The sequence below is a fragment of the Mucilaginibacter ginsenosidivorax genome, from assembly GCF_007971525.1.
Taxonomy (GTDB): domain Bacteria; phylum Bacteroidota; class Bacteroidia; order Sphingobacteriales; family Sphingobacteriaceae; genus Mucilaginibacter; species Mucilaginibacter ginsenosidivorax.
Genome location: NZ_CP042437.1, coordinates 3658284 through 3677846, shown reverse-complemented (window position 1 = coordinate 3677846; position 19563 = coordinate 3658284). Strand labels below are relative to the sequence as shown.

General features: G+C 44.1%; 13 protein-coding genes and 1 tRNA gene. 7 read left to right on the top strand and 7 right to left on the bottom strand.

Annotation, left to right across the window (positions count from 1 at the left end; translation table 11 throughout):
* Window positions 1–171 precede the first annotated feature (171 nt).
* Window positions 172–244, bottom strand: a tRNA-Met gene (locus FSB76_RS15440).
* A 144-nt stretch (window positions 245–388) separates the two neighbouring features.
* On the opposite strand from FSB76_RS15440, the gene era reads away from it, so the two are divergent.
* The 3 genes from era to FSB76_RS15425 all read left to right on the top strand — a co-directional run bounded on the left by era (window position 389) and on the right by FSB76_RS15425 (window position 3575).
* Window positions 389–1267, top strand: coding sequence for a GTPase Era (era, locus tag FSB76_RS15435; RefSeq protein ID WP_147054796.1), 879 nt, complete (start codon window positions 389–391; stop codon window positions 1265–1267).
* Between the two features lie 145 nt (window positions 1268–1412).
* On the top strand, window positions 1413–2714 hold the full coding sequence (der, locus tag FSB76_RS15430) for a ribosome biogenesis GTPase Der (protein WP_147054794.1): 1302 nt from the start codon (window positions 1413–1415) through the stop codon (window positions 2712–2714).
* Between the two features lie 198 nt (window positions 2715–2912).
* Window positions 2913–3575 (top strand): hypothetical protein, encoded by a 663-nt coding sequence (locus tag FSB76_RS15425; protein ID WP_147054792.1) that lies wholly within the window; start codon window positions 2913–2915, stop codon window positions 3573–3575.
* A 153-nt stretch (window positions 3576–3728) separates the two neighbouring features.
* Here FSB76_RS15425 and FSB76_RS15420 read toward each other — a convergent pair whose 3' ends face one another.
* Window positions 3729–5312, bottom strand: coding sequence for a S41 family peptidase (locus FSB76_RS15420; protein ID WP_147054790.1), 1584 nt, complete (start codon window positions 5310–5312; stop codon window positions 3729–3731).
* A 102-nt stretch (window positions 5313–5414) separates the two neighbouring features.
* Here FSB76_RS15420 and murQ point away from each other — a divergent pair, with 102 nt between their 5' ends.
* On the top strand, window positions 5415–6221 hold the full coding sequence (gene murQ, locus FSB76_RS15415) for an N-acetylmuramic acid 6-phosphate etherase (protein WP_147054788.1): 807 nt from the start codon (window positions 5415–5417) through the stop codon (window positions 6219–6221).
* 96 nt (window positions 6222–6317) lie between these two features.
* Complete coding sequence (locus FSB76_RS15410; protein WP_147054786.1) at window positions 6318–6884, top strand: hypothetical protein; 567 nt, start codon at window positions 6318–6320, stop codon at window positions 6882–6884.
* 140 nt (window positions 6885–7024) lie between these two features.
* Here the strand turns inward: FSB76_RS15410 and FSB76_RS15405 are convergent, their stop codons facing one another.
* A complete protein-coding gene (locus FSB76_RS15405; RefSeq protein WP_225976522.1) occupies window positions 7025–8017 on the bottom strand; it encodes a polysaccharide deacetylase family protein in 993 nt (330 codons plus the stop codon).
* Between the two features lie 88 nt (window positions 8018–8105).
* Between FSB76_RS15405 and FSB76_RS15400 the strand changes: the two genes are divergently transcribed.
* Window positions 8106–8822 (top strand): pyridoxine 5'-phosphate synthase, encoded by a 717-nt coding sequence (locus tag FSB76_RS15400; protein ID WP_147054785.1) that lies wholly within the window; start codon window positions 8106–8108, stop codon window positions 8820–8822.
* Window positions 8823–8905: 83 nt separating this feature from the next.
* Here FSB76_RS15400 and FSB76_RS15395 read toward each other — a convergent pair whose 3' ends face one another.
* Entirely contained in the window at window positions 8906–12355 is a 3450-nt protein-coding gene (locus FSB76_RS15395; protein WP_147054784.1) for a gliding motility-associated C-terminal domain-containing protein, read from the bottom strand.
* A gap of 109 nt (window positions 12356–12464) precedes the next feature.
* On the opposite strand from FSB76_RS15395, the gene gcvP reads away from it, so the two are divergent.
* Complete coding sequence (gcvP, locus tag FSB76_RS15390) at window positions 12465–15374, top strand: aminomethyl-transferring glycine dehydrogenase (protein ID WP_147054783.1); 2910 nt, start codon at window positions 12465–12467, stop codon at window positions 15372–15374.
* Window positions 15375–15490: 116 nt separating this feature from the next.
* Here gcvP and FSB76_RS15385 read toward each other — a convergent pair whose 3' ends face one another.
* The 3 genes from FSB76_RS15385 to FSB76_RS15375 all read right to left on the bottom strand — a co-directional run bounded on the left by FSB76_RS15385 (window position 15491) and on the right by FSB76_RS15375 (window position 19555).
* Window positions 15491–16075 (bottom strand): Crp/Fnr family transcriptional regulator, encoded by a 585-nt coding sequence (locus tag FSB76_RS15385; RefSeq protein ID WP_147054782.1) that lies wholly within the window; start codon window positions 16073–16075, stop codon window positions 15491–15493.
* A 145-nt stretch (window positions 16076–16220) separates the two neighbouring features.
* Complete coding sequence (locus FSB76_RS15380; protein ID WP_147054781.1) at window positions 16221–17750, bottom strand: glycoside hydrolase family 32 protein; 1530 nt, start codon at window positions 17748–17750, stop codon at window positions 16221–16223.
* Between the two features lie 98 nt (window positions 17751–17848).
* Complete coding sequence (locus FSB76_RS15375; protein ID WP_147054780.1) at window positions 17849–19555, bottom strand: RagB/SusD family nutrient uptake outer membrane protein; 1707 nt, start codon at window positions 19553–19555, stop codon at window positions 17849–17851.
* Window positions 19556–19563 lie beyond the last annotated feature (8 nt).

Sequence of the window (19563 nt, the reverse complement as noted above, 5' to 3'; positions counted from 1 at the left end):
TTTCGTGTGCAGCGGATAAGTCTGTAAATATTTATTATCCTACAAAAAAACAAACTTTTTTTATTCATCCCCTCTACTATTCTGCTTGATCCCCAAAATCGGATCAAGCAAAAAAATCTTGTCAAATAAAAAAGCCTCAAATTTTTCAACTTGAGGCTTTCATTTTCAATGTAGCGGGAGCAGGACTCGAACCTACGACCTTCGGGTTATGAGCCCGACGAGCTACCAACTGCTCCATCCCGCACTGTATTGGTATATGTTGCATTCCGTCATAACCTCGGAAAGATGCTTCCAATCGTCAAAATGCAATTTTGCACTCCGTTTTAATTGGACTGCAAAGATATAATTCGTTTCTTTGCAGTCCAAATATATTTTTAATTATTTTTATATGAGTCACCAGGCAGGTTTTGTAAGTATAATTGGTAAGCCCAATGCTGGTAAATCAACCCTTATGAACGCCCTTGTTGGCGAAAAAATGTCAATTATCACCCCAAAAGCGCAAACCACCAGGCACCGTATTTTGGGAATTGTTAACGATGATAACTACCAGATTGTGTTTTCGGATACGCCCGGGGTTATCAAACCACATTACGCATTGCACGAAAGTATGATGCACCAGGTAGACGGATCAATTGTTGATGCCGACCTGATTTTGCTGGTTACCGATATTTACGAGGAGTTTGACGAAACCGACGTTTTAAAAAAACTGGAAGGTTCGCTGGCCCCAATAGCAGTGCTTATTAACAAGATTGACCAAAGCGACGAGGAAACCGTAAAAAAGAAAGTGGAGTTTTGGCAGGAGAAGTTAAACCCTAAAGCCATCTTCGCGATATCGGCATTGCTGGGTCATAATATTAAAGCCATTATGGATTTTGTGATCGGCAATTTGCCTGAGCACCCGGCGTATTATGAAAAGGACCAACTAACTGACAGGAACGACCGCTTCTTCGCTTCAGAAATGATCCGTGCACAATTGCTTAAACAATACAAGAAAGAGATCCCTTATAGTGCCGAAGTAATTGTAACTGCTTTTGTTGAAGGAGAAAAGCTGCATCGCATCAGCGCCGAAATTATTGTAGAACGCGATTCGCAAAAAAATATCATTATTGGCCAGGGCGGCAGCATGCTTAAAATAGTAGGCACGTATGCCCGCCGCGATATGGAAGAGTTTTTTCAGAAAAAAGTATTCCTGGAGATGTTTGTAAAAGTGATTCCCGACTGGCGCAGCAAAAAAAATTACCTTAAAAAATTCGGATACGAATCATAGATATGAGAATTGAGATGTGAGATTTGAGACAAAATTTAACATCCAATTAAAGCAAAAAAATTAATTTAGATGTAGAATAAGATCGGCGCAGACGTAACTCTCTGTCTCATATCTTAAATCTCACATCTCAAATCTAAACAAAAGCATGAGTAACATAGTAGCCATTGTTGGCCGCCCTAACGTAGGCAAATCAACTTTATATAATCGCTTAACCGAAACCCGCAAAGCCATTGTTGACGATTTTAGCGGTGTAACCCGCGACAGGCACTACGGTGTATCTGAATGGACCGACCACCAGTTTACCGTAATTGATACAGGCGGCTATGTAGCCAACTCTGCTGATATTTTTGAGGCTGCCATTCGTGAGCAGGTAGAAATAGCTATTGAAGAGGCATCGGTTATTCTGTTTATGGTTGATGTTACCACAGGCATTACCGACCTTGACGATGAAATTGCCACCATGCTGCGTAAAAGCAAAAAACCGGTTTTTGTAGTAGTAAACAAACTGGATAACAACGCGCTATTATCTGATGCTACCGAGTTTTACAGCCTGGGCCTGGGCGAAATCTACAGCATCTCATCCATGACTGGTTCTGGCACCGGCGAGTTGCTTGATGAAGTTGTAAAGCATTTTGACGACGAAGTACTTGAAGAAAATACCCGCCCTAAATACGCCATCGTAGGCCGTCCAAACGTTGGTAAATCATCTATCATCAATTCGTTAATAGGTAAAGACCGCAATATAGTAACCCCCATTGCCGGTACCACCCGCGATTCTATCCACATCCATTACAACCAGTACGGGCACGATTTTATGCTGATTGATACTGCCGGGATGCGTAAAAAAACCAAGGTTAAAGAAAATATCGAGTTTTACTCGGTGATGCGCACTATAAAGGCCTTAGAAGAAGCCGACGTAATTATTTTAATGATTGATGCTGTTGAAGGCATCGAATCGCAGGATATCAACATCTTCCACCTGGCCGAAAAAAATAAAAAAGGCATCATGGTTGTGGTTAATAAGTGGGATTTAATTGAGAAAAACAACAAAACCGTTAAGGTTTTTGAAGAGATGATCCGCGAGAAGATTGCACCATTTACGGATGTACCCATCGTATTTACATCAGTTACCGAAAAGCAACGTGTGTTAAAGGTAATTGACGTGGCCAACCAGGTTTACCAAAATCGCGCCCGCAAAATAGCTACCTCCAAACTAAACGAGGTAATGCTGCCCATTATCGAAAATTATCCGCCGCCATCTATCAAAGGCAAATACGTAAAAATTAAATACATTACCCAAATTGCAGGTTCATCGCCCATGTTCGCTTTCTTCTGTAATTTGCCGCAGTATGTTAAAGAGCCCTACTACCGCTTTATAGAAAACAAGCTGAGGGAAAATTTTGATTTCAGCGGTGCGCCGGTACAGGTGTGGTTCAGGCAAAAATAAAGCTTTACAGATGTGCAGATTTCAGATTCAAGATGTGCAGATGAGCCACAGCACTGTTATTCAGTCAGCCATCCAGACAAAAACATCTGCATATCTGAAATTTGCACATCTGCACATTTTATTCTGCACATCAAAAATTGTAAAATTTTGTATCATTTAAGGTTTTGCACGCGTAATATAGCTAAACCTTAAGCTGTTATGTTTGCTAAAAAATCATCCTGCATTGTTTTGTTGGCTTTGGCCCTTGGCTCATCATGTAAAAAATCGACCCTGACCGGGGTGCAAAATGATAATGGCTGCATAAGTCGTATCCAGCGCGATTACGCCGATACGAATAAACCCGAACTGACGGCGTCGATAAAGTTGTTAACGGATAACCACATTGCTACCAATGACCTTGTTGTAACAAGGGCAATTTTAAACGATACCATTACCACCAATGGGCCCCTGCATGTGCTTCAGCACGTAATTGCGCAGCAATACCGCAATGGCTTGCCCATACTATTTGCCCAGGTAGGTTATCATTTTAACAACGGCATTTATTATACCACCAGCGGGTACATATATAGCAATGTAACATTGAGCACAACGCCACGCACAACACTGCCACAACTACGTTATTTGTTTGTACATGCTGCTTTGAAAGATGCTTATTCGGTTAATCAAAAAATAGCCGACTCATGCCTGGCTGCCGAATTTGGCTATTATGATGTCAGTCCCGATTCGCACGGCCAGCTGATAAAAGCATGGCGGATTACCCCCGCAAACCACGATTATCCTTTTGCCATTATACAGGATGATAACGCCAAACTATTATTTTACAATAACGGGATACTTACATTAAACAAAAGCCGGAATTGAAATACAGATTTTAGATGTGCAAATTTCAGTTGTACAGATGATTGGTTTATAAGACATGGGGAACCATAAAAAGAGGGGATAATGATTTAATTGGCAAATCATTACCCCCTCTTTTTATCTGCACATTTGAAATCTGAAATCTGCACATCTCCCCTACTGCTCCAATGCTTTTTTATAAGCCACATCATTGGTGTTCATCACTTCCTGAAAGGCGTTATCGCCCCATTTAAACCGCGCTGCGCTGGCTTTCAGGATGCTTTTGATATAATCCCTTGATTGCAACAACTCGCGCGAATCCATTTCTTTTAGGGTATGGGATGAGTATAGGATGAAATTGCGGTAATCATCATCGCTGACGACGTAATGTTTCATAAAATCTTCGCCTGTGTTGTATTTGCCGAGTAAGGGTTGCATTTTATCAACCACATAGGCCGAAAACAGTTGCAGTTCGCCAAGGTTTTGCACCACCTGCGTATTTTGCGACGTATCAGCAGGTACAAAAACATCGGGCATAATGCCGCCGCCACTGTAAACTTTGCGCCCACCTGAGGTATGGTATGATGATCCTTTGAAAACCGTGTCGTTCCGGTTACTTTGTTCAGAAAACAGTTCGCCTTTTTGCATGCGCTGGGCCAGCTCGTTCCGGTAATTGCTTACGCCCTCTTTGTATGATTTTTGTATCGACCTGCCCGATGGTGTATAGTACCTTGCCACCGTTAAGTTAATGGCCGAACCATCGCCAAACGGGAATTGTTGCTGTACCAGCCCTTTACCAAATGAGCGGCGGCCAACAATGGTGGCCCTATCCAGGTCCTGAAGGGCTCCGGCCAGTATCTCGCTCGCCGACGCCGAATATTCATCTATCAGCACAGTAACCTTTCCTTGCTGAAACGCACCCGAATCGGTAGCAAAATAATCGGTGCGGGGTTCGTGAACTCCCTGGGTATATACAATCAGCTTGCCTTTACTCAAAAACTCGTCGGCCATGGATGTTGCCGCGCTTAAGTAACCGCCGCCATTGCCCCGCAAATCAAGCACCAGTTTATTCATGCCATCTACCTTAAGCTTTTTAAGCGCCGTACGGAAATCAACATCGGTAGTAGCGGCAAATTTGCTTATTTTAATATAGCCGGTATTGGCATTGGCCATATACGCCGCGTTTACACTGCTTATATCAACCCGGCCACGTTTCATCGCAAATGCCCTGGTGCCTTTGCCATCAGCGTTTGCCACATCCATTACAATGGTGGCATCTTTTTCGCCTCTGAAAATGTTATTAACCTTATCGGCCGTTAGTTTTGTGCCCGAGAATTTTTTATGATCAACATTAACAACCTTGCTACCCACAGGCAAACCCGCTTTGGCTGCCGGCCCTCCGGCATATACCTGGGTAATTATCAGTGTATCGCGCAGCAGCTGGTATTCAATACCAATGCCGTTAAAGCCACCTTCTAAACGTTCATTGATGTTTTGCGCCTGCTGCGGCGGCAGGTAAAGCGAATGCGGATCGAGGTTTTGCAGCAGTTCATTGATGGATGCGCCTTCAATGCTGTCAACATTTACACTATCTACATAGCTTTCGCCAACCAGGGTTAGCACCTTAGATAGTTTATCGTCGCCAGAAAATGAAAAACCAAGGTTACGGTCGCCACTGTTCCTACTAATGTATAATCCAATAGTAATCCCCACCAGCAACAGGATCAGCGTCCTGAAAATTACACCCGCAGTCTTTTTCATATTCAGCAAACAAAGTTAATCAATGCTTAACCAATAATTTTTATCGGCAGCCTTGCATTTGATGTTTTTTAACGAATTTTGTTATAAATTATTAAAAAAATAATGGAACGTACCACCGAAAGGGAATCGCATTATAAAAACCTGGAGCTGCAATCGGTAAAAGAAATCCTGGAAAACATAAACCGGGAAGACCAGACGGTACCGTTGGCTGTGGCCAAAGCATTACCCCAGATTGAAGCACTTGCCACCATAACTACCGAACGGATGAAGCACGGCGGCCGCCTTTTTTACATTGGCGCCGGTACCAGCGGCCGCCTTGGTGTAGTTGATGCATCAGAGTGCCCGCCAACATTTGGCGTTCCGTTTGATATGGTAGTTGGGTTGATAGCCGGGGGCGACGGTGCAATTAGAAAAGCGGTTGAATTTGCGGAGGACAATACCGAACTTGCCTGGCACAACCTATTGGAGTATAACGTAACCGAAAAAGACGTAGTTGTGGGTATTGCCGCATCGGGCACTACACCCTATGTAATTGGGGGCCTTAAAGCGGCCAACAATCATAATATGGTTACCGGCTGTATAGTTTGCAATAGCGGCAGCCCGGTTGCGGCCGTTGCACAATACCCGGTTGAAGTAGTTACCGGGCCCGAGTTTTTAACCGGATCGACACGGATGAAGGCAGGTACGGCCCAAAAATTGGTTTTAAATATGCTGAGCACCAGTGTAATGATTCAGCTGGGCAAGGTAAAAGGGAATAAAATGGTTGATATGCAGTTAAGTAATGATAAGCTGATTGACCGTGGCACCCACATGGTAATGGACGAAACCGGCCTTGCCGAAGCCGAAGCCGCCACCCTGTTAAAAAAATACGGCAGCGTAAGGGCTGCTGTTGATAATTATAAAAATTGATGTGCAGATATGCAGATTTCAGATGTGCAAATGATTGAATTTGCATTTTCTCATAATCTGCACATTTGCAACATCTGAAATTTGCACATTGGAAACATGCACGAGATAGAACCATATTACCGCTGGAGGGATGATTACATAGCAGCCGAAGACGAATATTCGCCTTTTTATGCTACGGAGTATAGTGAGTTTGAGTTTGATAAGCAGGTATACAACTATTTGTTGCATCCGCAATGGGATTCGTTTGGCTCCAATACGCTGTACATGAAAGTACTGTATGCCGATTATGAAAAAGGCTATACTATTATTGAGTTTATAGGCGAGTGGAATGATGCCATTAATAATGACATCATGATGCTGAAACGCGAGATACTGGAGTTGATGATTGATAATGGCATCAATCATTTTATACTGATAGGCGAAAACATCCTCAACTTTCACTCGTCAGATGATTGTTATTACGAAGAGTGGTTTCAGGAAGTTGAAGACGGCTGGATAGCAGGCATCAACTTCCGCGAGCATGTGATTGACGAATTTAAACGCAATAATATTGATTACTACATCAACTTTGGTGGCCAGTTAGATGATCTGGGCTGGCGTAGCCTTAAACCCATACAGGTGTTTAAAAAGGTTGAGGAACAGATGGTGAGGAGACTGAATTAACTGGGGGAAAAGAGTCAAGAGGTTAGAATCAAGAATTAAGACTTTTTTGTAGTGTTACTACAAATGGGACAACAAAAATTGCTTTTCTTTATAAAATAGCAGATAGCAACAAAACGCGGCACCTTACTGTTCAGCAAAGCCTATTGCCCTTCAAATTCCTCGTCTACGCTCTCGCGCAGGTCATATAGCAGCCATTGCTTGTTGGCTATGGCCTGGGTTTTTGATTGCAGCAGCTTGATAAAATCGTTAACGCCGGTAGGTTCGTTGCCGTTGCCATGTATCAGCACAATACTGCCAGCCTGGGGTTGCTGGCCTTTGGCCAGCCAGGCATCCGTTCCAACCGGGATCAACCCAAAATCGGTTATCTTGTAAACCAATTGCTGATCAGACACCAAACCCGGGAACCTGAAAAACACCGACGGCAGCAGTCCGTTTTTGAGCATGGCCTTTTCTGTTTCTAACACTTCGTAGCTAATATCGGTACCCGGTTCCAGCAAAAAGTTTTCCTTAAGCGGCGCTTTCAGGCTTACGCGATGGTTAAAGGAATGATTTATCCAGGTGATGTAAATTTCGCGTTTAGCCTGCATTTGCTTAAGCCATTCCAGGTCCTGTGGGTGCTGCCGCATCCAGATGCCTGTTACCGACAAAGCCACGGGTACCGGCCGTTCTACTTTTTTAAACTCGTTGAAAATATCTGTAAAAATACGTTTATCCAATGGCCGGTGAGATGGGCAAAGATCGGCCGTCAGGCTGATGCCTGTTTCTTTTGGAACGCCGCTTTCAATGCCCGCATCCTGTATGGTTACCGATTGTTTTTCGGCTTTTCGCAGCGCCTTTTGATAAGGTGTATTTTTAAAAAAAGCGCGGGCATCGGTTAGGCTCATTGGCTTTACCTGGTAAAAATTTGGCTCTTCAATTTTTGTTTCCAGGGTTTGAGGATTTACCAGCAGGTAATAGCTTTTGCCCTCGTTTTCAAACGAGCGGATAATCATCCAATCCTGCGGATAATGGTGCGCCCATCCATAAAAGACTTTATAATTTTCTATTTTACGATAGATAGCCTGGGCGTTTGCAGTGATTGATGTTGTGGTCAGTAACAAGATAAACAAAAAAGACCTGGTGAGTAACTTCATAATTAATTGCAAATAAATCAATCCTAAAATTGTTTCGGGTGTTTTAAGTAAATGGTGATATTTGCCGTTGCAAAAGTAATCATAGCCCATGACCCGTTTATCTGTCAATGTCAATAAAATAGCCACACTGCGTAATTCGCGTGGTGGTAACAACCCCGATTTGGTACAGGTTGCCAAAGATTGCGAACGTTTTGGCGCGCAGGGAATCACCGTACATCCACGTCCCGATGAAAGGCACATCCGCTACCAGGATGTTTTTGACCTGAAAGCAATAGTTACCACCGAGTTTAATATTGAGGGCAATTGCCAGGAACAAAAGTTTATTGACCTGGTATTAGCCAACAAACCAGAGCAGGTTACCCTGGTACCTGATGTATTAGGACAAATAACATCCAACCATGGCTGGGATACCATTACCAACTACCATTACTTAACAGATATGATAGCCGTTTTTAAAGAAGCCGGTATCCGTGTATCTATTTTTGTTGACCCGGTTGCCAAAATGGTTGAAGGAGCCGCCAAAACCGGCACCGACCGTATTGAGCTTTATACCGAAGGCTATGCTACCCATTATCACCAGGGTAAAGAACTGGCTATCGCGCCATATATCGAAGCTGCTAAAGTAGCGCATGAGGCCGGCCTGGGCATTAACGCAGGCCATGACCTTGATTTGCACAACCTGAAATACTTTGCCGAAAACATACCCGCTTTGGATGAAGTGAGCATAGGCCACGCCCTTATTTGTGATGCGTTATATTACGGATTGGAAAATACCATCCAGATGTATTTAAGGCAGTTGGTCTGAGGTGCGTGGTCTGTGGTCTGATAATTGAAATGCGCACCGTATTTTCCTTTCAGGCCTCCCACCTTTGGTTCCAGACTTCCGGCTTACCTCAAAATGGTTAAGCTGCCCGATAACAGGTTACAGTTTTTATTCAGGTTGATGATATAGTAATAGGTGCCTACGGGCAACGCTTTGCCATTATAGGTACCGTTGAACGGTGTTGCATATCCTTTTGATTCAAAGAGCTTTTGGCCGTTGCGGTTAAATACCTGTACCACTGCGGAAGGGTAGCTTTCAATATTGTTAATTTTCCAGTAGTCGTTATGACCATCACCATTGGGGGTAAAAGAATTGGCGATGCTGAGCGGAGATAAGCCTACCGACACTTTTACCTCTGTTTTTGGGCTTTCGCAGGTACCATTTACCTGGCTTACAAAAAAACTGCGGTTAGCGGTTACAACTATTTTAAACCGCCCACCGGTTTGTTCGCTTAATGGCGATGTGCTATCAGCCTGGTCGTACAAACGGTAAACTACGTCGGCCGCCGCGTTGTTTACCAAAAGAATGGCATCTCCCGGACTACAAACCTGGATATCACTTACCGACGGAGCTGCCAAATCCTGCGGAATGTTTTGAATTTGGTAGTTAACATTTATACTCCCGCATCTGCTATCAGCAATATTTAAGGTATACGCACCTGCCGCCAGGTTTGAAATGCTGCTTGTTGTACCTATTGATGCACTGCCGGCATTAAGCCAGGTGTAGGTATAAGGTGGTAATCCCCCTGCAACAGTTACGTTACTTACGTAACCGCTTTTCAACCCACATTGTTCGTTGCCTGTTTGCCCGTTATCCGTAACTTTTAACTCGGGCAGCTCATCTACCCGGTAGGTGTTATAATAACTTTCGCACCCATTTTGGTCGGTCAGATAAAGCTTGTAGTTACCGGCCGCCAGATCTGTCGCGCCGTGGTGCATGGCAACGTCAACCCCGGCAGCGTTAACCCATCTAACAGCCTTTATCAGGGCATCCTGGTTTACCTGTAATGCCCCATTAGCTTTTCCGTAACAGGCATCAATATGGTTAACGGTATAGGTTGACGGAAATACGGTACCTGACTGCTCGGTTACCTGGTAAACCTTTGATTGTTTTTGGCAAAAAGCGTTGGATACCGTTAACTGGTAAGCACCACCCGGCACATTTTTTAAATCAAGGCTGGTACCTGCCAGGTTTCCATTGGTGTCCCGCCATTCATATTTAGTTCCTCCGGTTGCGGTAACCCCGGTCACCGCGCCGTTTGCTTTACCGCAACTGGCAGGTGTTGTGGCATTAAGCGATTCTGTAATGCTTATGCCGTTAACTTCTGTTATTTCAATTTCTTTACTGTAAACGGGGCCGCATTGGCTATCGTCGGTTACCTGCAGTGTATATTTGCCTGCTGGCTGGCCGGTTAAATCCTGTGTATAGGCCACTTCCTGCTGTTGGACGTTTTTCCAGGTAAAATGCCGTGTGCCGGTACCGCCGGTAACAATAATGTTTGTTATGGAGCCTATGGTTTGGCCACAGTTGGTGTTGGTGACGTTGGGTTTTGAATCGTCGATAGTAGGGCCGGTGGTGTTTTTAAGTATAAATGGGCCATATTTTTTTACACAGGTTGCATCGAAGCTTTTGATAATCAAAGTATATTTTCCCGCCGGCAGATTACTTACGTCAACGTTGTTGCCCCAGATCTTGTTGGCTGCATCGGTCCAGGTTATTATGGGAGTCTGATTATCGTTATACGCAAATTGGATGCTTGAAATTGAACCTGTAGCGCCATTACAAGAAGGTTGCACTTTTATTATTTTAGTGGTATCAACCAAAAAACGCTGTTGAATTTCAAAGTATGATGTCGAATCGCCACAGCCTCCATTTTTTACTATTAACTTATATTTTCCGGGCTTTACACCTATTAAATCAGCATCGGTTGAAACCGTTTTCCCGTTTTCATTTACCCACCTTATTTCCGATGCGCTTTGGGGTACAGCGCCTATTATCGAGCCTGTATTATCGCATGCATTTATCACTTTAACATTGTCCACATTGATAGTCGTCTTCGTAAAATCTGATGTGTTTTTATCATTCGTAGCCGACGCTATTATGGTTCCATGAATACTAGGCCCCGTATATTTCCAGTTTCCCTTTGCATCTGCCGTGGTTGAAGCAAAATAAGTTTGCGGCGAACAGGTGCCGCATTTATCATCATAAAAAAGCTCAATGGTTGAATTGGGTGTTGCAGTACCACTAATTACGGTTGGCAATATTTTGGTAATGTTTACCTGGGGGGCATCAAATTCCCCATAGCCAACGTAATGCATAGGTTGCACATAAGTTGGGCAGTAAAAGCTGTTTTTATTTATTTTGGCGTTAGTGTAGGGCCATACTATTACCGGTACGCAATTGGTTATATAGTTAGCATCGGCAGGGTCGCTGCTACCTATAGAAACCTGACCTGTACACGAATATAAAAATATTCCTCCCGTTTTAAAAGTCCTTGTACGTGTTTTGTCTGTTCCTATATAATTTCGCCTGATATTTATCTGGCGCCCCATGTTAATGGGATAGATAGCGTCGCCAAAGATCGCGTTACCTGTAATCACGTTATCGTCAATATCTAAGTAATTGGAGCCGTCAGGATCTACCGTTGAGGCAAAGATTCCTGCTGATGTGAGTATTTCTTTAGTAACGCTATAATTAACACCTATCTTGTTATTTCTGATATAAAAATGAGCGGTAATGGTATCATACGATGCATAACTGTTTTGCTGGCTAATTACCACGCCATTAGCTAATACATTACCTTCTATCTCGGTCCCGCCAACTTTTATCGATCCTGTCAGGTACGCAAGCCCAAGGGCTTGTTCCTGTTCAACAGGCAATGTTTCTCCATCTGCATCAATACTGAAAAAGCTGGCTTTAATGGTGATATTGCTGGAATAATTGGCATTGTTTGCGGGTAAATAACTGGTTGTAAGGGATTGCGAAAACCCAATGACTACATTACCTTTTAAAGCCTGCCCGAAAATAATATTATCACTATTTACAATATAAATGCCTGTACGGTAATTTAAGCCGGCGGAATCGGGGCCGCTGCTTTTAAAATATTTAAGGTAAAGTCCTAATATCGTGACGTTATGTTTGTTGATAATGCTTAAACCGTTTAGAGGGCCATTATTACCCGGATTAAAGAAAAGGGCTACTTTAGCAGTACTTACGCCAAAATAAGTGCCCGTTTGTGTACTCCCATCAATAACCAGGTTAGAGGAAATATCCGGAAGCTGTGATTTAAGATATAAAGTTCTACCGGCCTCACTAATATCAGTTAAGCTAAAATTAATATAGTCGGTTTGGGTACTGTCATTAGCAGCTGCCAAGGTTAATGCCTCGCGTAAAGTACCCGGGCCGCTATCGGCATTGCTGGTTACCACAAAGGTGTCGGCAACCGATCTGAAACAGATAAACAGAAATAAAAGTAGTAATAATGCCCGCCTGCCCATGTGTTTAGGTAATCGCATCTAAAATACATTTTTCCCTTGTAAATGCTTTGTCAATATGATATTACCTAATTGTTACTCATATTGTAAAACCGTACCTTTGCGGTAAATTTAAGGGGACGACTACTTCATGAAGCTAAACGCAGATTACCAGGAACAATTCCAGTCAAGGCATATTGCTCCTAATGAGGCCGACACGGCAAAAATGTTAAAAACCATCGGTGTTAGCTCACTTGATGAATTGATTGCGCAAACAATTCCAGACCAGATCAGGCTCAAAAAACCGCTCGATTTACCGCCTGCCAAAAGTGAGTTTGATTACCTTACCACGCTTAAGCAAACATCATTAAAAAACAAGGTATTTAAGTCGTTCATCGGCAAGGGATATTATGATGTAATTGTGCCTGGCGTTATTCAGCGTAACATCCTCGAAAATCCCGGATGGTATACCCAATACACGCCATACCAGGCCGAAATTGCGCAGGGCCGTTTACAGGCTTTGTTAAATTTCCAAACCATGGTTATCGACCTTACCGGTATGGAAATTGCCAATGCATCGTTATTAGACGAAGGCACCGCCGCCGCCGAGGCCATGTTTATGCAATACACCCTGCGTAAAAACAATGCCGCCAATGTGTTCTTTGTGTCTGAAGAACTGTTCCCGCAAACTATAGATATTTTAAAAACCCGCTCAGAGCCTTACGGCATCGAACTGCAAATAGGCGACCACCGCACGGTTGAATTAACCGACAATATGTTTGGCGCCATTGTACAATACCCTGCCGGTAAAGGCGCGGTGTACAACTACAAGGATTTTGCAGCCGCCGGTCACGAAAAGGGCATTAAACTAACCGTTGTTGCCGATATTATGAGCCTGGTGCTGTTAACCCCTCCGGGCGAATGGGGTGCCGATATTGTTGTTGGTACTACGCAACGTTTTGGTGTACCAATGGGCTTTGGTGGTCCGCATGCCGCGTTTTTTGCAACTAAGGAGGAGTACAAACGCTCTATCCCTGGTCGTATCATTGGTGTAACTATTGATAGCGCCGGCAACTATGCATTACGTATGGCCTTGCAAACCCGCGAGCAGCACATCCGCAGGGATAAAGCAACTTCAAATATTTGTACGGCGCAGGCCTTGTTGGCTATTATGGCTGGCATGTATGCCGTATACCATGGCCCTAAAGGTGTTAAATTAATTGCCGAAAGGATCCATGGCTTAACCATCCTGTTAGCTAAAGCCCTTGGCGAATTAGGTTACAAACAACTGAACGAAAGCTACTTTGATACCCTGAAGTTTGATGTAGCCCACTTAGCCGGCCCTATCCATTCTGAAGCGTTAAACAACGAAATGAACCTGAACTACGAAGGTTCTATCGTTACTATTTCTGTTGATGAAACTACATCGCCCGAGGATATTAAAACCATTGTACGGTTTTTTGCCAAAGTATTGGGCAAAACCATTAACGATGTTGATTTTGACGGGTTGAAGGCTGACCTGGAAACGGTGATCCCAACCGAATTACAACGTACATCTGCTTACTTAACCCACGCGTTATTTAACTCGCACCATTCCGAACATGAAATGCTGCGTTATATTAAATCATTAGAGGCCAAAGATCTTTCGCTTTGCCACTCTATGATCGCTTTAGGTTCATGTACCATGAAGCTGAACGCTACCACCGAAATGATTCCGGTTACCTGGAACCATTTCAGCAAAATTCACCCTTTTGCACCAACCGACCAGGTTGGCGGCTACATGCAACTGTTTGACGAAATTAACAAATGGCTGAGCGAGATCACCGGCTTTGCAGCCATGAGCTTGCAGCCAAACGCAGGTGCACAAGGCGAATACGCCGGTTTAATGGTTATCCGCGCTTATCATCATGACAGGGGCGATACCCACCGTAATATCGCGTTAATTCCATCATCGGCACACGGCACTAATCCTGCATCGGCAGCGATGGCCGGTATGAAGATAGTGGTTGTTAAGTGTGACGATAACGGCAACATCGATGTGGCCGATATGCGTGCCAAAGCCGAGCAATATAAAAATGAGCTGTCGTGCTTAATGGTTACCTACCCATCTACACACGGTGTATTTGAAGAGTCGATCATCGAGATTTGCCAGATCATTCATGAAAACGGCGGCCAGGTTTATATGGATGGCGCCAACATGAACGCACAGGTAGGCTTAACCAGCCCCGCCAATATTGGTGCCGATGTTTGCCATTTAAACTTACATAAAACCTTCTGTATCCCTCACGGTGGCGGTGGCCCTGGTATGGGCCCTATTGGTGTGGCTAAACACCTGGTGCCTTACTTACCAGGTCACGCTGTGGTTGATATTGACAGGGGTAAATCTATCCACGCGGTATCTGCAGCGCCATGGGGTTCGGCATCTATCCTGATCATCTCACATGCTTACATAGCTATGATGGGCAGTGAAGGGTTAACCAATGCGACCCGCTATGCTATCCTGAATGCCAACTACATTAAAACCCGTTTAGAAAGTCATTTCCCGGTATTATATACCGGTGCCAATGGCCGTTGTGCGCACGAAATGATATTGGATTGCCGCTCGTTTAAACCATTCGGTATCGAGGTTACGGATATTGCCAAACGTTTAATGGATTACGGTTTTCACGCACCAACTGTATCGTTCCCGGTTGCCGGCACGGTAATGGTTGAGCCAACCGAATCTGAGCCTAAGCACGAGCTTGACCGTTTCTGTGATGCCATGATCGCTATCCGCCATGAAATTGCCGATGTTGCCAGTGGGGTGTTAGATAAAGCTGATAACCCATTAAAAAATGCACCGCACACCGTAGCCGTAATTACAGGCAACGAATGGGAGCATCCATACACCCGCCAAAAAGCGGCATTCCCGCTGCCTTATGTTGCAGCCTTTAAATTCTGGCCTTCGGTAGGCCGGGTTAATGATACGTATGGCGATAGAACGCTCATTTGCTCATGCCCGCCGTTAACAGATTACGAGTTTGAAGAAAGCGAAGTAACCACTCCCGAATACGGAACCTGAGACCGGAATTAAAACCGGAGGATATTATAAAAAAGAAAAAGACCGTCATCAAAAGTGGCGGTCTTTGCTGTTTACTATGACTGTTAAAATCCCTGCTGCCTTAGCTGCGGGAGAAATTACCTGTTTGTGGTTTGTTTATTGCGACGCAGCATGCTCAAAAAAACGGGCGTAATGCCCAGGTACGATGCAATTTGCTTTTGCGCTATCCGCTGCTCCAATTTGGGGTATTGCTTTTGAAACTGCAGGTAGCGCTCTTCGGCGGTTTTTGAAAGATTTGAAGTAATGCGGCGTTGGTATAAATTGAACCCGTTTTGGGTAAGTATCCGAAAAAAACGCTCGAACTTAGGCACCTCGATAAATAGCTTTTCAATAGCCGCATGGCCCAGGTAAAACACATCGGTATCTTCCAGCGCGCTTATCGAATAAAATGCGGGGCTTTGTCCAAAAAAGCTGGCAATATCTACCGACCACCAGTTTTCCGGGCAAAATGATATGTTGTACTGGTCGCCCTCGCGGTCTATATTAAAAATGCGCAGGCAGCCTTTGTTTACAAAATATATTGCCCGGCAAATGTCGCCGGCGCTCAGCAGCAATGCATTCTTTTTTACCACCTTATGCTGCAATACCGATTGAACATAATCCGCCTCTGCAGGAGTTAATGAAATGTGCATGGCAAAGTTTGCCATTATGAGGTCGAACATACGGTCTTTTTAAAGTAAAGATAGGGTTTGAATTTACAGTTATCAAAAATCACCGGTAATTGAAAATCGCTGCCAAAAGCAAAAGAGGCTAACCTGTTAAGGCAGCCTCTTTTACTTTTCTAATGACAGCAGATAGCTAAATGTGCTACTTCCAAATTGATTTTAACCCGGTAATGGCAAGGGTGTTTAATTTCAGCTTTCCATCTGCATTTATAGCCAGGCCTGTGAAATCCTCATTGGGGAAATAAACAGCAGTCATGGTGGTTAAGCCTCCATCGGCAAAAAGCTCAACGGATGCTTTATCAACTACAATAGTCAGGTCCGGGCTTTTTGATGTGCTCAATCTTGGCGCAGTAAACCGGCCCGGAAAATCTTTTTGAAAATCTACCTTGCCTGATTTTGTCCTGTCGATAAAATACTGATCCTTAACATCATCGTAACCGATTAACACTTCCTCTCCTTTTTTGTTGGATAGCTTAATGGTGAGGCCTTTTAACTGGGCGAGGGTTAACTTTAAAATGTATTGGCTTTTTAACTTATTCACCTTGTCGGTTAACTCAAGTGTTTTATTAACTGCTACGTTTTTTGATACAGCTGTATTGGCACTTATATTAACTAACTCAGGAACCAGCGCCGATGCAATGACGATGCCTTGTTTACTTTGTTTTAAGCGTAAATCGCGCGGAATGGTCATGGCGTTGCGCCATTTTTGAGTGGGTACTTGATTGGCATATTCCCAGTTGCTCATCCAGCCCAGGAAAATTTTGCGGCTGCCGGTATTGCTCCAGGTAATGCCCGCATACTCATCGGGGCCATAGTCCAGCCAGCGGGTTTGGGTATCCATTGGCGTAAATTGGTGCCCATTAAAATCACCCACAAAATATTGCGTGGCCGAACCGCCATTAGGGCCGCCTGGGTTAAGGTTTACCACCAGTATCCAATATGTTTTGCCGCTCAGCTTTAAAGGGAACAGGTCGGGGCACTCCCATACCCCACCGTGCGCTCCCTCTCTTAAACCAAACTCACTCTCCTTTTTCCAGGTTTTTAAATCAGGGGCCGAGTAAAAGGTAATATGATCTTTAGTGGCCAGGGTCATTACCCATTTTTTTTGTTTGGCGTACCACATCACTTTAGGATCTCTGAAATCCTTAATCCCCGGATTTTTAAGTACCGGGTTGCCGGCATATTTTGTCCAGGTGTTGCCTTCATCCAGGCTGTAGGCAATACTTTGGTTCTGAAAAACGTCAGTACCTGCTTTTTCTCCCTTCGGATCATGGTGGGTAAAGATTGCTACCAGCGGTACCTGCCCCTTTTTGCCAAAGCCCGAAGTATTATTAGAGTCAACTACGGCGCTGCCCGAAAATATATACCCCAAACTATCCGGATATAAAGCGATAGGCAATTCTTTCCAATGCACCAGGTCCTTACTTACCGCGTGCCCCCAATGCATTGGCCCCCAAATAATATCCTTTGGATAATATTGGAAAAACAAATGGTAAGTGTGGTTAAAGTAAACCATCCCATTGGGGTCATTTACCCAGTGTTGTTCCGGCGAAAAATGCACCTGTGGGCGGTGGGGCTCCTGGCGGCTTATTCCCGATTTATCCTGCGCTTTACTAACCATGGTAATCATCATAAAGGCTGTCAGTAACCTGACGCCGGTTTTTGTTTTCATAATTGAAGTTCTTTTAATTTAGGCAGATGAACTTTAGCGTGTATTAAAGGCGCCCCGGCATAATTATAAAACCGGGGCCCCAATATATCTTAACAAATTTAATACCCCGGGTTTTGTTTGTACAACCCGTTGGTAAATGTAATTTCTGATTGTGGTATAGGCAGGTACTCGTCCCGGCCTGCCGTAAATTTAGCGGTAGCCAGGAAGGTTCTCCTCCCCTTTTCAATATTGATATAGTCGTTCAAGGTTTTTTCGGCAATACCCCATCTTACTAAATCAAAAAAACGTGCTCCTTCGGTGGCAAACTCCAGTCGTCTTTCCCATTGCAGCGCTTTGCGGGCATAATCCTGTGTCCAATTAGCGATACTATAAGCTTTAACGTTATAGTTGGATGGAAAGGTGCCATCTATTTTTTTAAGCCGACCGGTGCTTGCCGCCGCGCGGTTTCTTATTTGATTAATGAGCGGTAATGCACTTGCCTGCTGCCCCAGTTCAATATAGGCTTCGGCCTGCATGAGCAATACGTCATCGTACCTGATGATATCATAATTTTTTGCCGACCCCATGAACGGACCAAGCTTGAAGTATGATGAACTGGTAGCCAATTGCTGGTTACGCATGGTGTGGAAGTTTCCGTAAACACCAGGATCACGCACCCAGCTGTTGCTAAATGGTCTGGTGTTGTCGTACTTATACGGATGGCCGTCAATACCAACGGTATGGTCTAACCTGGGGTCAACGGTCACTTTTGTTAAATCGGCTATATTGGTGTTAAATGTATCAAAATTAGGCAGTCCATTAACATCGGTGGTATATGCGTTCACCAGGTTCTGGCTTGCAGCATGAAAACCGCAGCAGCCGTACTGGGGGGCGCCATGAGGGTAATTTAAACCATCCTCAAAATTCATACGGCCTGCAGTAGTTCCGTCATTAATGGTAAACTGTATCGCGAATACAGACTCAGGGCCGTTTTCGGTTTCAGGTAAAAAATTATCAGCAATATCGCTGCTTAATGAATATTTACCCGAAGCAATTACAGCCTGTGTAAGATCAACTACCTGCTGTAGCCTTGTTTTATTGATATTGGTTACATGATGCTTATCATCCTGTTCATAAGCCTGGTATAACCTCAGCTTCGCTAAATAAGCCTGGGCGTTTAATTTATTTGCCCTCGCCAGTTCGGGCTGAGTAACCGGCAAATTATCAATAGCGTATTGAAAATCGGCTGCAATTTTATTCCATGCATCCTCATTTGATAACGTGTTTGAAACTTTCAGGATATCGTCCGCAGTTGCATTTTCGTCAAAAATGGGAATATTTTTATACAGCAGTTTCATGGTGAAATAGCTATGGGCACGTAAGAATTTAAGCTCGGCCAATCGTGTTTTCTTATTAGGATACTCGGCATCAGAGAGCGAATTAACGGCCCTTAACGCCACATTTGCCCTTGATATAGATTTGAACAAATTTTTCCAGGTACGCGAAACAAACGAATCCATCGATGGGGTTACCAGGTTGTAATGCTCCAATGCATCAACCTCGCCCACGTCGCCGGTACCGCCGCCCCCTTTGTAGGCATCATCTGATCGAACGCTGCCATACGCCCAGTTGCTGTATATAGGGCCTATCATATCGCCATTGCCAATAGCGGCGTAGGCTGCGGTTACCAAGCCTTCAATAGCGGTTGGTGTTTTTAAATCTGATGAAGACAACACACCCTTTGGTGTATAGTCTAACGCTTTTTTACAGGAGCTGAAGATGATCAGTCCGGATAAAACAGCTGTGAAAAATATTTTTGTTTTCATACTGAATA

Coding starts and splice junctions, on each gene's coding strand:
- gcvP (WP_147054783.1), top strand. CDS start 12,465: ATGAAGCTAAACGCAGATTACCAGGAACAATTCCAGTCAAGGCATATT.
- FSB76_RS15385 (WP_147054782.1), bottom strand. CDS start 16,075: ATGTTCGACCTCATAATGGCAAACTTTGCCATGCACATTTCATTAACT.
- FSB76_RS15405 (WP_225976522.1), bottom strand. CDS start 8,017: ATGAAGTTACTCACCAGGTCTTTTTTGTTTATCTTGTTACTGACCACA.
- FSB76_RS15425 (WP_147054792.1), top strand. CDS start 2,913: ATGTTTGCTAAAAAATCATCCTGCATTGTTTTGTTGGCTTTGGCCCTT.
- murQ (WP_147054788.1), top strand. CDS start 5,415: ATGGAACGTACCACCGAAAGGGAATCGCATTATAAAAACCTGGAGCTG.
- FSB76_RS15375 (WP_147054780.1), bottom strand. CDS start 19,555: ATGAAAACAAAAATATTTTTCACAGCTGTTTTATCCGGACTGATCATC.
- FSB76_RS15410 (WP_147054786.1), top strand. CDS start 6,318: ATGCACGAGATAGAACCATATTACCGCTGGAGGGATGATTACATAGCA.
- FSB76_RS15395 (WP_147054784.1), bottom strand. CDS start 12,355: ATGCGATTACCTAAACACATGGGCAGGCGGGCATTATTACTACTTTTA.
- era (WP_147054796.1), top strand. CDS start 389: ATGAGTCACCAGGCAGGTTTTGTAAGTATAATTGGTAAGCCCAATGCT.
- FSB76_RS15380 (WP_147054781.1), bottom strand. CDS start 17,750: ATGAAAACAAAAACCGGCGTCAGGTTACTGACAGCCTTTATGATGATT.
- FSB76_RS15420 (WP_147054790.1), bottom strand. CDS start 5,312: ATGAAAAAGACTGCGGGTGTAATTTTCAGGACGCTGATCCTGTTGCTG.
- FSB76_RS15400 (WP_147054785.1), top strand. CDS start 8,106: ATGACCCGTTTATCTGTCAATGTCAATAAAATAGCCACACTGCGTAAT.
- der (WP_147054794.1), top strand. CDS start 1,413: ATGAGTAACATAGTAGCCATTGTTGGCCGCCCTAACGTAGGCAAATCA.